The organism is Rhizobium etli 8C-3 (genome assembly GCF_001908375.1).
GTDB classification, from domain to species: domain Bacteria; phylum Pseudomonadota; class Alphaproteobacteria; order Rhizobiales; family Rhizobiaceae; genus Rhizobium; species Rhizobium etli_B.
On sequence record NZ_CP017244.1, the window covers coordinates 1,079,168 to 1,091,408 of the forward strand.

General features: G+C 59.6%; 12 protein-coding genes. 2 read left to right on the forward strand and 10 right to left on the reverse strand.

Features of this window, described 5'->3' with window-relative positions; translation table 11 throughout:
- Nucleotides 1-189 precede the first annotated feature (189 nt).
- The 4 genes from AM571_RS30045 to nirK all read right to left on the reverse strand — a co-directional run bounded on the left by AM571_RS30045 (nt 190) and on the right by nirK (nt 3,886).
- On the reverse strand, nt 190-849 hold the full coding sequence (locus AM571_RS30045) for a CBS domain-containing protein (RefSeq protein ID WP_074064619.1): 660 nt from the start codon (nt 847-849) through the stop codon (nt 190-192).
- Nucleotides 850-1,010: 161 nt separating this feature from the next.
- Entirely contained in the window at nt 1,011-1,706 is a 696-nt protein-coding gene (locus tag AM571_RS30050; RefSeq protein WP_074064620.1) for a Crp/Fnr family transcriptional regulator, read from the reverse strand.
- On the reverse strand, nt 1,703-2,662 hold the full coding sequence (locus AM571_RS30055) for an SUMF1/EgtB/PvdO family nonheme iron enzyme (RefSeq protein WP_074064621.1): 960 nt from the start codon (nt 2,660-2,662) through the stop codon (nt 1,703-1,705). Before AM571_RS30055 ends, AM571_RS30050 begins: the two co-directional genes overlap by 4 nt.
- Before the next feature lie 87 nt (nt 2,663-2,749).
- A complete protein-coding gene (nirK, locus tag AM571_RS30060; RefSeq protein WP_074064622.1) occupies nt 2,750-3,886 on the reverse strand; it encodes a copper-containing nitrite reductase in 1,137 nt (378 codons plus the stop codon).
- Nucleotides 3,887-4,087: 201 nt separating this feature from the next.
- On the opposite strand from nirK, the gene AM571_RS30065 reads away from it, so the two are divergent.
- Entirely contained in the window at nt 4,088-5,296 is a 1,209-nt protein-coding gene (locus tag AM571_RS30065) for an NnrS family protein (RefSeq protein ID WP_074064623.1), read from the forward strand.
- A gap of 84 nt (nt 5,297-5,380) precedes the next feature.
- On the opposite strand, the gene AM571_RS30070 is transcribed toward AM571_RS30065, so the two are convergent.
- From AM571_RS30070 to AM571_RS30085, 4 genes are read right to left on the reverse strand one after another with little or no spacing between them, the layout of a single operon-like run.
- Nucleotides 5,381-5,680 carry a metal-sulfur cluster assembly factor gene (locus AM571_RS30070; protein ID WP_074064624.1) on the reverse strand — a complete coding sequence of 100 codons (300 nt, stop codon included), beginning with the start codon at nt 5,678-5,680 and terminating at the stop codon, nt 5,381-5,383.
- Nucleotides 5,677-6,192, reverse strand: coding sequence for a DUF2249 domain-containing protein (locus AM571_RS30075; RefSeq protein ID WP_074064625.1), 516 nt, complete (start codon nt 6,190-6,192; stop codon nt 5,677-5,679). Before AM571_RS30075 ends, AM571_RS30070 begins: the two co-directional genes overlap by 4 nt.
- 5 nt (nt 6,193-6,197) lie before the next feature.
- Nucleotides 6,198-7,607 carry a hypothetical protein gene (locus AM571_RS30080; protein ID WP_237358668.1) on the reverse strand — a complete coding sequence of 470 codons (1,410 nt, stop codon included), beginning with the start codon at nt 7,605-7,607 and terminating at the stop codon, nt 6,198-6,200.
- Nucleotides 7,573-7,857, reverse strand: coding sequence for a DUF2249 domain-containing protein (locus AM571_RS30085; RefSeq protein ID WP_074064626.1), 285 nt, complete (start codon nt 7,855-7,857; stop codon nt 7,573-7,575). The genes AM571_RS30080 and AM571_RS30085 overlap by 35 nt, the downstream gene beginning before the upstream one ends.
- A gap of 227 nt (nt 7,858-8,084) precedes the next feature.
- Here AM571_RS30085 and hemN point away from each other — a divergent pair, with 227 nt between their 5' ends.
- Nucleotides 8,085-9,437 (forward strand): oxygen-independent coproporphyrinogen III oxidase, encoded by a 1,353-nt coding sequence (gene hemN, locus AM571_RS30090; protein WP_074065666.1) that lies wholly within the window; start codon nt 8,085-8,087, stop codon nt 9,435-9,437.
- A gap of 62 nt (nt 9,438-9,499) precedes the next feature.
- Here the strand turns inward: hemN and AM571_RS30095 are convergent, their stop codons facing one another.
- Together AM571_RS30095 and AM571_RS30100 are read right to left on the reverse strand one after the other, a co-directional pair.
- On the reverse strand, nt 9,500-11,392 hold the full coding sequence (locus AM571_RS30095; RefSeq protein ID WP_074064627.1) for a nitric oxide reductase activation protein NorD: 1,893 nt from the start codon (nt 11,390-11,392) through the stop codon (nt 9,500-9,502).
- 10 nt (nt 11,393-11,402) lie between these two features.
- On the reverse strand, nt 11,403-12,215 hold the full coding sequence (locus AM571_RS30100; protein WP_074064628.1) for a CbbQ/NirQ/NorQ/GpvN family protein: 813 nt from the start codon (nt 12,213-12,215) through the stop codon (nt 11,403-11,405).
- Between the last annotated feature and the right edge of the window lie 26 nt (nt 12,216-12,241).

Genomic DNA, 12,241 nt, shown 5'->3' on the forward strand with positions numbered 1-12,241 from the left:
GATCCCGATGGTCGACGAGGCCCGCTGCATGATTGTTGGCGCGGCGGGATCGTGGTCCCTTAATCTCGCCTACAGCATCGCCGGACGCTACAGCCCGTCGTGCTTGGCCAAGTTCGCGGTCTCAGCGGCACGGTTGTTGCACGTGCGCGGTTTTGGGCGCTCTTTTTCCTCGGCTGAGTACATCCGGGGCTACGGCCGGCCGGCAATCGTTGTCACTTTGTCGACAATGGTTGCCGAGCCTCTGAGGTTCTCGACGAGAACTTTTATGGCTTTGCGATGGAGTTCTGTCTCGACGCTGCCCGTGAGTATGACGTTGCCGTCCTGAACGGCCACATCAATTTGCTCCTGCGGAAGACTCAGATCATTCTTCAACCGTGTCGCGACAGCAAGGCGCAACGCATCCTCGCCGCGCGGAATGAAATCGGGCAGGCCTGCAACGACCGCTCTGAGAAGGTCGCGGCGGCTGACGATCCCGACAACCCTGCCATCCGAGACGACCGGCACGCGCTTGATGGAATGCAGCGCCATGAGACCGGCGATTTCGCCAAGAGGCGCCGCTGGCCTCACAGATACGACGTCGGTGGACATGACGTCTTCGACCCGCCAGCTATTGCCGTGGACATAGTCGCGAAGCGCGTCAACCGTGCCTGCATCATCGGCTGCCCTCAGGTCCAGTTCCTTTCGGCGCAGCATGTCGCCTTCAGTGATAATCCCGCGCAAGCTTCCGTCGTCGCCGACGACCGGCAGCCCGCTGACATCGGCAGCGATCATTGTTTCGATAGCTTTGCGGATGCTGGCCGTCAGGCTGACCGTAGCCACGGCCCTCGTCATTATGTCTTTGGCTTGCATGGTGGCTCCTTGCCGTTGCTGCCGGTACCATCGGGATATCCTGAGACAAAAAGCCTATCGCGGCGCGTCCAGGGCTGAATTGATCGGGATCAAGGACTTCGGCTTTTTCGCGCGGCAGGTGCCGATCAGAGACTTCTGATGCGGGCGACGCGGGGCAAAATCTATTCACGGCCGCCGTCTGCGAGAATCAATAGCTTTCGGTAGTCGCAGACGAGCAGTTTTTGACGGCCACCTTCAACAAGGCCCTTGGCTTCCCAGGCGCTCAGAATTCTTGAGACCGTGTGCAGTGTCGTTCCCGTCATTTCGGCGATATCCTGGCGAGAAATCGGAAAGTCGATACGAATGCCGTCACCCTCCTGTTTCCCTGCCTGCTTGGAAAGCCTCAGGACAGCATGGGCGACGCGTCTTTCCACCTCCTCTGTCGACATTTCGCGGATCCGCGTATGAGCCTCTTCGAGACGTTGACCGATGGTTTGCATCGCGGTAACCGCCAGGCGCGGGTTTTGCTCGACGAATTGCGGCCAAAGATCGGTTGGCCACGAAAGCGTCAGGCTCTCGGCGGCGGCAATTGCGGTGCCTGGATAGTCGGAACGCTGCAAGGCTCTGGCAAAACCGAACAAATCGCCCGGGTGAACAACCCGGACGATGATCTGCTGGCCATCTGCGGTAATTTGCGTAACCTTTAATCTGCCATGCAGGAGCAGGAAGAAAAATCTGGCAGGCGCCCCTTGCTCGAAGACGGCATCGCCCTGTGCGACACGCCGTGAAACCGCATGCTCCACCATCGCGTCGAGATCGGAATCCGTCATTCGATCGAACAATGGCAGTGATTTCAATACGGCGCGATCAATCTTCATGCCGGAGGTCCTTCATCGGGGGGGACGGCGTTCATCGAAAAAGCGGTCAAGCCGATCACTCGCCTGATCCAGTCTTTCGCCGCCTCAAAGGGAGTTGGCTGGCGAACGAGGCGGAAGCCGAGATTGTCCGGCGGGCTGCCGACAGAGCAGCCGCCGCCTTTTGGAATGCGGACAAAACTGCTCATTGGTGCTCTATGTTTGCCGGAGGCAATCAGGATACCGCAGCGCGATGGATCAGCCTCTTGGGCTGCTTCTTGAACGCCAGCATCAATACGCTTGCTGCAGCTGCGCGTCCATTCCCAAATGTTACCACCAAAGTCAGCCAACCCGTATTCGCTGACGCCAAACGATCCGCGGATCTGGGGGAGGGGATCCTTGGAGGCGGAACGGCGCGCCTCGCGTTCGTAGTCTGCAAGCCAGCGTATGGCGGGATTCTTATCATTGCTTGAAACACCGAGCGCGTCGTCGGGAAAGCGGCTTCCGGCGGCAAAGGCCAGTTGCTGATCCGTCGGAAGATCCCATGAGTCTCCGGTGCTTTCGGAAAGCCACGCTGCATAGCGCACGGCATCATCATAGCTGACACCGATAACAGGTGTGTCGCCCGGCGCGGCCGGTCCTTCGCTCTCCGCTGCGGTGCAGGTTTCATCTTGGACGCAGCGGTCGTATTCGGCATGCGAGACCTGATATTTCATGATCGTCAGCGGGGTTTCAGTCGTCACAAGGAAACGCGGCGCATCGACGGCGAGCCCGGCGCGGAAATACTCCCCATGGTCCCGGTAATCGAACGACCGGGGTGCCACGGTAATCACATCCGGACGGGCGACCTGATCCTGGTGGCTGCGCAAGGCGACGAGGCCGGACTGAACGGCGACCGCAGCCAGCATGACCGCCAACAACGCGAGCGGTATGGCGACGGAAATCTCCGAAATCTGATCATCGACTTCGTCTAGTATCACGGCCGCTACGCGTTTGAAGGCGCCTCACATTGAGTTTTAGCGAGCAGGCCAACAGCTTGGTCCACTCGCCGGCTTGAGCTGGCCAGATCAGCTGGCCGATGGCGACTTGACCGAAGTCATCAGATCATCGTTCCAATCGCCGGTGACCTTGAAGTGAGCCGCAGCTCCAAGCTCGAAGGCTTCGATCAGGTTGTGGTTGACGTAGGCATAGATGCCGGGCTGCTCGAAGGTGTAGTAGGCTGCGCCGGCTGTGCCGCCGGGAATGAACCAGGTCTCCTGATCCCGGTCCGGCACATTGATAAACTTGCCCGTCGCCCAGACGTATTCGCCGTGACCGCCGATGAGGTGCGGCCGGGTATCGCGGTTGGCCTGCGAGTGAACGATGAGAACGCGCTCGCCGACTGCAGCCGTCAGAGCGTTCTCACCGGTGAGCGCGCCAACGGCGCCGTTGAAGACGACATGCGTCGGTGTCAAGGTGCGCATGACGGCGATGGTCTCTTCATAGGCCTCGCCGGGACTGTCATATTTCTTGAACTCGCCCTTTTCGTCGCGCGGAACATAAAAGTCCTGCTCACCGACATAGTAGACCTTGTCATAGACAAGTTCCTTGCCATGGCCGTCTGTCAGACCTTCGCGCGGCAGCACCATGATCGCGCCGTTCATACCGGACGCAACGTGCCACGGCACCATGCCGGGAGGGGCGCAGTGATAGACGAAGACGCCGGCCTTGGTCGCCTTGAAGCGCAGTACGGTACTCTCACCCGGGTTGACGATCGTCAGCGCCCCACCGCCGAGCGCGCCGGTTGCCGAATGAAAGTCGATATTGTGCTGCATCGAGTTCGTCTCGGGATTGACGAGCGTGACTTCGACGTAATCGTGCTGGTGCACGACGATGAGCGGACCAGGAACCGATCCATCAAAGGTCATGGCATTGACTTCAGTGCCTTTACCGTCGATCACGAGCTTCTTTTCCTCGATCGTCAGCGTGACTTCGATGACTTTCGGTCCGCCTTCTGCCTTTTGCGTATGTGCGTGGACGAAAGGTGGCTTCATGAGCTCCAATTTCTGGCGTGGAAGGGCTGCGATGTCGGCGGCGCTCAGCTTCTTGGCGAGGGCGGCAGGAGAGCCATTCGCCGCCGTCGATGCGAGGATGGGGGTCAGCGCTCCGGCGACAGCAGCACCCGTCAGCATCGTGCGCCGGGTCATTTGAAATGTGTTTGTCATCATCCTTCTCCTGAAGTCGAACACGGAGCAAAAACCGCCCGGTCACAAAACGTTCTAGAAGAATTGTGTGGAATCTCTTTGATTTGGAGCAAATTCGATCTTTGCGGGAGCACAAAGTCGAGGCGCTGCTCTTTGCGTATTGTCAACGACTGCTTCGTCCGATGCGACCATTACTGAGGGGTCAATTCGGAGATCTTAACCATGCAAAATACGTCAGCAGCCGAACCGGCCAAGCGCATTCCAAGAGGAATGTGGACGTCCGGATCGGTGCTCTTTTCTTACGGCTTCCGGCCCTTCTTCCTCGGCGCAGCCGGTTGGTCTGTTCTCTGCATCGGGCTCTGGGCGGCGTTTCTTTCCTCGGGCCCGGCGATTGCGCCGAACTACGGACCGGTCAATTGGCATGCCCATGAAATGCTCTTCGGGTTTGCCTCGGCGGTTCTTGCAGGCTTCCTGCTGACGGCGGTGCCGAATTGGACCGGCCGCTTGCCGGTTTCGGGACGGCCGCTTGTCGTTCTATTTGGGCTGTGGACGTCCGGGCGGGTAGCCATCCTTTTGTCGGACACAATCGGCTTGCTCCCCGCTGCCGTCGCCGATAGCCTTTTCCTGCCGGCAATGCTGATCATCTGCACTCGTGAAGTGATCGCCGGTCGGAAGTGGAAGGACTTGAAAGTTTTAAGCGGCCTTGCGGCGCTGTCTGCGGCAAACATCTGCTTCCACATCCTGGTCATTGAAGGCGTGAGGCCGGAGCTTCCGGTCCGCCTGGCTCTTGGTGCTTACGTCGCATTGATTACGATCGTTGGCGGACGGATCCTCCCAAGCTTTACTCGCAACTGGCTCAACCAGTTCGGCCGAACCGACTTTCCCGTCCCCTACAATCGTTTCGACGCGGCGGCAATCATCGTCGGCGTCGTTGCGCTGGCATCTTGGACGATCGCACCGGCGTCAGTCCCAACCGGTGGCCTCAGCGCCACAGCTGCTGTTATCAATCTCATCCGGCTTTGCCGCTGGCGCGGCTGGACGACACGCCGGGAGGCCATCCTCTCGGTGCTTCACCTCGCCTACCTCTTCGTGCCCTTCGGTTTCGGGATGATCGCCTTCGGATCATTGGGCCTCAGTCAAGTGTCAATCCTTCATACGCTCGCGATCGGCGTGGTGGCTCTCATGATGCTCGCTGTGATGACGCGTGCAACGCGGGGACATACGGGCCGCAAGCTCAAGGCAAGCGCTCTTACGACGACGTCCTATGCTGTCCTTGCGATCGTTGCAGTCGTGAGGCCCGCCGCCGAACTCGTGCCGGCATACACCTATGAAATCCTGATGGTCGCCGCTCTGGGATGGATAATGGCCTTCGCACTCTTCCTGGCCGAACACGCACCCTTTCTTTGCAGGAAGACAAAATCATTGCGCTGACAAAGACGCCGGAACATCATACCCGATGCTCCGCCTTCCAATGTATAAGGCCGGGCGTTCAGGCCCGGCCTTCAAAGCAGTGGTTCAAGCCACCAGCTTGCCGATCATATCCGGCGACCACGGCGGCTCGTAGACCAAGTCAACCGTTATCCGCCCAATGCCCGGGATTGTGCCAAGGCGTTCGCGGACAGCGTCCGCAATGAAAGCCGAAGCCGGACAGGCGCGTGTGGTTGTCGTCATTGCGATCCTTACCGCTGCGTCCGGTTTGATTTCGACCAGATAGATCAAGCCCAGCTCGACGATGTCGGTCCCGATTTCGGGATCTTGAATGGCCCGCAACGCGAGCAGAACGGCAGAAGCGGTAATCGGTTGAGGCGTAGTCATGCGACTCTCGCTGACGCGTTGACGCGGATCATGATGCGATACGTCGAGCCGCTCGCGTCGAAATTGCCAGCCCATTCATGGCCGCGCCTCCTCAGTTCATTGAACAGGAAGACCGGTTCGCGGGTGAGGAGCGCAAACAGGACTTCACCCGGGTTCATCGTTTCGATGCGGGCGAGGATCCGCTCCATGGGCTCGGGAGGCGGCAGATCCGTCAGGTCGAGGTTCCATTCCGGTTCCGGCCAGATATCTGGCGCCGGAGCATTGGCATTGTCGGCCGCGGCTGCAGCCGCCTTCGGCGTGAACACGATTTCCCAATCGTCTTGCGCAAGCTTAGTGCTGCAGTGCCTATATCCCCGCTCGCTCAGCTGGCGAATAAGAGGAATAGGCTCGAAGATCACGAGGAGACGGAGACTTTCATCCGGATGCAGCGATTCCACTGTTTCCATGATGACCTGAAACGGCATGCCGCCGTCCTTCAGGAGTTGTCTGACATCGAGTTCTCGAACTGGCATTGTCGTTACCTCTCTGAACTGATTTTGGCGATCAACAGACCGGGTTGTTGGAAGGGGCTGCTCTTGGCGACGGCATCGACATGGGCAAGGATACGAACCTGGAACAATTCGAAGATCAGGCCCCCAGAGCATATCAGGTGAGCAAAGGCCGAAATCTGGAAACCCGCATCGTTGTTTGCTGCGATGGATGCGGCGGCTGAAACGACAGCAAGGTAATATCCGGCGAGCCAAGACTTGGCGCGGCGGTCCTTGATCAGGTCTTGCAGCCGTGGCGTGGGGCGTCGGCCGAGCAGAGGACCGAAGGCTTCAAGCCAGGTCAGGAAGGGCACGATCTTTAACAACTGTGCCAGACCGAGCCCGGTTAGCCAGCCGAATACGAAAAGATAGACGATCGCGGCGCGGATACGGTCATCCGCATTGAGCGGCATGGAAATGACGAGGGCAGCCGTTGCCAGTGCAAGCAGCGCAAATGCCGGAATTGAACCAACGCTGTTGAGTTCCAGCGTTTTGCGCCGTCTCGTACGGTAGAGCCTGCGCATTTGCGTCACGTAGACTGCAATCGTTGCCAAGAACGCGACAGCCGACATGAACAGTAGCGGCTCGATCATCTCCCGGCGCGTAAAAAGGCAGGACAGGGTGGCGCCGAGCATCAGGACGGTGCAAGCGCCACCCGCCAGTACGGCCCGCGTTGTTGGCGTATCGGATGACAGCAGGAACATGCTCGTGAGCTTGTAAGTGACGCCGATGGCGGCAAGGCTCATCCATCCTCCGAGTCCAAAACCGGCATGCAAGGGCAGGGCGCGCAGGGCGAGGTCGACGATCAAGGGAGCATCCGTTGCCCCCGATAGCACCAGCGCCAAGCCAATACCCAGTATCACGGTCACGGCCAGGCAAATAATGCCGAGAAGAACAAATGGTGCGGCGCCATGAGCGCTGCGCCCGCGCCACAGTCCGGTAAACAGCACGGCACCTATGCCAAACAGGCCCGCGGCGAGCAGTGTGGTAGCGACCTGCATTGTCAAAGCGGCCGCTGACGATCCGTTCTTGATTGCGGCAAACCCGCAGATTAGTCCCGCAAGGCCGGCGACGATCGTGGCGAGGGCAGGGAGGTTGAAGCGTTCCGTGACCAGCCCCGCCCCCGTCAATACCGGTGCAAATTGCAACAATGCACCTATCATCAAAAGGCCGAGCCAGCCGATAGTCACGCAGTGCACGATGATGAGCGTGATGGGGTCACCGGTATCGACGGATGGTTTCCAAAGACCTGCCGCCAGCATCCCCTCTGCCAGAAGCAGAAAGATTAGCGCGGCAGCGAAATAGGACATGGTCCATCGCGAAAGTGTTGCACCGGGGATCATCGTCGCGCCCGCTTCATGCCTGTTAGTGGCTGCCGCAGCAGCAGTCGCACCCTGCATCCAGCCGAGCGATCTCCACGCGCCATACCGCCGGACCCTGCTCGAGATATTCCCAAGAGAACTTGCCAGGAAATTTGGTTTCGAGTTGATAGTGCAGCGGCGTGGGATCATGATCGCTGGTGATCAGCAGCGAACCGCCTGGCGCAAGCGCATCGAGAGTGTTGAAAATGCGCGGATGCCGTTCAGTCGGCGCCAGCGTACGGACATCGATCAGTGGCTTGTTGCTTTCAGCGATCGTCGCTTCAGTCATGGATATAAACCCTTATAAGCCGCATGCGAAATGGACTGCCGGCCAAACTGCAGCCGTGATCTGCCGGTGTTTGAAAGACTAGCGGTAATCTCGCTGCGGCAATTTGACTGTGAACAAACAATTTCCTGGATTCTCGAAAATGCGCAGGCGTCGTCATTGACCTATGACAAGGACTTAAACGCGCAGCGTCTTCAAAGTCGCCAGAACGTCTTATGAAGGAACGCATCATGTCTCACCCCCTCGTCGGGAAGTATGGCGAAACACGCCTGCCGCGCTACACCAGCTATCCGACCGCGCCCGCCTTTTCTTCCGCGGTCGGCGCCGATACCTATCGAGATTGGCTGGCAGAGCTCGACAACGAGGCCCCGGTCTCGCTCTATCTTCATATCCCTTTTTGCCGGTCGATGTGCTGGTATTGCGGGTGTCACACGACGATCACGAAGCAGGATCGGTCGATCCTTGATTACCTGGATGTTCTCCGCCGGGAGATCGATCTGGTTGCATCGAAGGCGAAGAAACCGCTGCCTGTGCAAAATGTGCACTTTGGCGGCGGCACGCCGACGATCATGCGACCGGACGAGTTCGTGGGTTTGACGAAGGATATGAGGAACGCATTCGCATTCAAGCCAGGGGCAGAAATTGCCGTAGAGATCGATCCGCGTACACTCGCCAGTGAAATGGTTGACGCGCTCGCTGAGGGCGGCGTCTGTCGCGCAAGCCTGGGAGTCCAAAGTTTCGATCCGGTGGTCCAGGCGGCCATCAACCGTATTCAGACTTTCGAGCAGACGGAGACCGCCGTTCAGCAATTGCGGAAGGCCGGCATCGGCAGCATCAACTTCGACCTGATCTATGGCCTGCCGCATCAGACGGTCGCATCTTGCGTCGATACCGTGCAGACGGCGGTCCGGTTACGCCCCGATCGCTTCGCGGTATTCGGCTATGCGCACATCCCGGCATTCAAGAAGCATCAGCGCCTTATCGATGAGGCGACCTTGCCGGATGCCGCAGAGCGTAACGCCCAGGCCGAAGCGATCGCCGATGCACTGGTCGATGCCGGTTACGTGCGGATCGGACTTGATCACTTCGCCCTGCCGGCAGATGAACTTTCGATGGCCGGCGCGCGTGGGGATTTGAGGCGGAACTTTCAGGGCTACACCACGGATACCTGCGAGACGCTTATCGGCCTCGGGGCATCCGCAATCGGCAAGCTGCCGGCGGGGTATGTCCAAAATGAAGTCGCTCCCGGAGCCTACGCGCAACGGATCGCATCCGGCAGCCTGGCCACCGTGAAAGGGTATCGCCTGACCGGGCAGGATCGGTTCCGGGCGGCAATCATTGAGCGGCTGATGTGTGATTTCGCCGTCGACCTCAATCTGCTTGGAGCACGTTATGGCTACGAAACCGGCACGGTCCTTAACGGCAACGACCGGCTGCGTGCGCTTGAAAACGATGGCGTCGTGACGATCCGTGAGGGTCTTGTCACTGTTCGCAAGGATCTCAGGTTCATGATCAGGGCGGTGGCAGCAGCCTTCGATGCCTATATCGGTGTGTCCGGCCGTACTCATAGCAAAGCAGCTTGAAGGGGGTGGAGAGACCCGAGGCCGCCCCGCCGGCCGGGTCTCTCCTTCGGGGCTGGCACCCCTCAGTAAACCAGCCCGCGATAAATAGCCGGCAAGGCGCTCGGCAGCTTGGTGATGTCTGAAACGAGAGCGAATCCGCCTCTTCCGAAGACGGCTGGAAGATAATCCTGCGCATTGCGGTCGATCGTCACTGCGAAAACGGAAAGCCCTAACGCCCGTGCTTCGCCGACAGCGCGACGGCTGTCCTCCAACGCGAACCGTCCTTCATAGTGGTCGACGTCGTTGGGTTTTCCATCTGTAAGCACCAGCAGCAGCTTTTTGCGGCTGGTTTGCTTGGAGAGTTCCGCCGTCATATGGCGGATCGCCGCTCCCATGCGCGTATAGTAGCCGGGCCGCATTGCGTTGATGCGCGAGACTGTTCGGGATGAAAAAGCTTCGTGGAAGGCTTTCAGCGTCTCAATCCGAACCCAGGAGCGCCGCCGCGATGTGAAAGTACTGATGGCGAAGCTGTCGCCGCAGGCGTCGAGGCCGCGGGCAAAGACGTCGAGCGCTTGTTTCTCGACGTCGAGAACGCGGTGATTGTCAACCCACGAATCGGTCGACAGCGAAACGTCGACAAGGATCGACGTCGCAAGTTCATGAGCCATCTGCCGCGTCGCTTGATAGATGCGATCGTCGGGTTGTCCCGTCGCCAGGTAATCCGCCCGGGACCGAACCACCGCTTCGAGGTCGAGCTCGTTGCCATCAAGTTGAGATCTGAGGAGCTCCCGGCGCGGCCGCAATGTCTCGAATTGCCGCTTTACCTTGCGCACGAGCATAGTGTCGAAGGCGGCTGCGGACGACGGGAGGGGCTCTTCCATCGACGCAACGATGACACGGCAATAGTCCTCGAGATAGGACTGCGTGCGGTGGTTCCATTCGGGATAGGTCAATTCGGCCTCGATCCGCGTCGGATCGAAGGCCTCAGGTGACAGATCGAGATCGAAGTGGAACCGCGACTTCGGACGCTCTTTCGTTTCGCTGAGCGACATCTCATCCAGTTCGTTGGCTGTCTGGGCGTCATCATCATCGCGGTCATCGGTTGGCCGGTCGACATTGACCATCTCGGCCATCGCAAGGATCTTCTCGAACCGGTTGAGAATGAACGGATCCCGTTTGCGGTCGTCGCTGTCCTGCTTTCGGGTCGCTGCGTGCGCCTGGCGATCATTGGAGGCGGCGTCGCCTTTCGAGGGAAGGTCCTCGCGTTTTCTCGCGGCCATCTCGAACTTCGCCACGAAGTCGGGCCACAGAGGAACAGGCAGCATCGGCAGATAGCCCGCCGGAGCGCGCAAAACCGATGGCATCGCATCTTCTGGCAAGGGGTGGCCAAGGGGATGGGCCATTGCCAGACAGACCAGAGTCTCTATCTGTCTCTCGACACCCGGCAGTCGGCCGCGGTTTCGCGCCGCAAGCACCCCCTTGCACAGGCGGTCGTAACGCGAGCCCATGCCGGGAAATGCCTCGACCACGCGCGCCGCGATGCTGCGGCCAAGCGCGATCTTGTGCAGATCGAGGAGCAAAGGATCGGCAGGCAAGGGTAAGTTGGCCCCGCCCATCACTGCCATGTAGGCGGCCATCCAGAAATAGAGGTCACGGTTAAGGCCCCTGTCCGAAAAAATGTCGATCTTTGCAGGTAGCATAATCGCAGACTCGTCCCGCCGGGGATGATCGCTGCGCTCTTCGCCAAGCCCGATGACTTGGCGCAGCTTCAGTCGATGCAACGAGGTTTGCGGGCGCATCGGTTGCAATAGAACCGTTTTCTCTCCGCCGAACCCGCGAAAGCACACCGCCAACGGCGCCTTCAGATCATTCAAGGCAACAGCGTGGTCCGGAGAGCGCGGCCATGAACGGGTGTCGCCCACCCACCGGTGCCAGACCCGGCCGACGGTTTCTTCAAGTTCGAGAAATTCCAGCATGTGCGATCCTTCAAGAAACAACCGCATTTGCAACCTCGATCAGGGCTGCTTTGACGTCCGACTCGTCGGTCAGCGGTTCGATCAATGCTGAGCGCACCGCTTCGCGCACCGGCAGGCCGCTATCAATGAGGCTGGCGCAATAGACGAGCAGACGCGTCGACACGCCTTCTTCAAGATCGTGCCCCTTGAGAGCACGCAGCCGCCGCGCGAGCTCGACCAGCGGCGCCACACGGGCTTCATCCAGCCCGCTTTCGCACGACACCACTGCGATCTCCTGGTTCTTTGGCAGGAAGTCGAACTCGATTGCAACGAAGCGTTGGCGGGTGCTGGGCTTCAGCGCCTTCATCAGGTTCTGGTAGCCGGGATTGTACGATACGACGAGCAGGAAGCCCGGCTGGGCCTGCAGAAGTTCGCCAGTCCGCTCAAGCGGCAGGATTCGCCTGTCGTCGGTGAGAGGATGCACCACTACGGCGACATCCTTGCGTGCCTCGACAATCTCGTCGAGGTAGCAAAGCCCGCCCTCGCGGACGGCACGGGTCAGCGGTCCATCCACCCAAACCGTGTCGCCGCCCTTGAGGAGATAACGCCCGGTCAAATCCGCAGCAGTCAAATCGTCGTGGCAGGAGACGGTCGACAAAGGCAGGCCCAGACGCGCGGCCATATGATGGACAAACCGCGTCTTGCCGCATCCTGTCGGGCCCTTGAGCAGCAGCGGCAACTGCCGCATCCAGGCGCTCTCGAAGAGGGCGCACTCGTTGCCGGATGGAACATAGGCTGGAATGTCGGACGGCAGAGGCAGCGGCGTGGTGAGGGCGATCGTCATGACGAACTCCAATTTGAGGGAAGGGC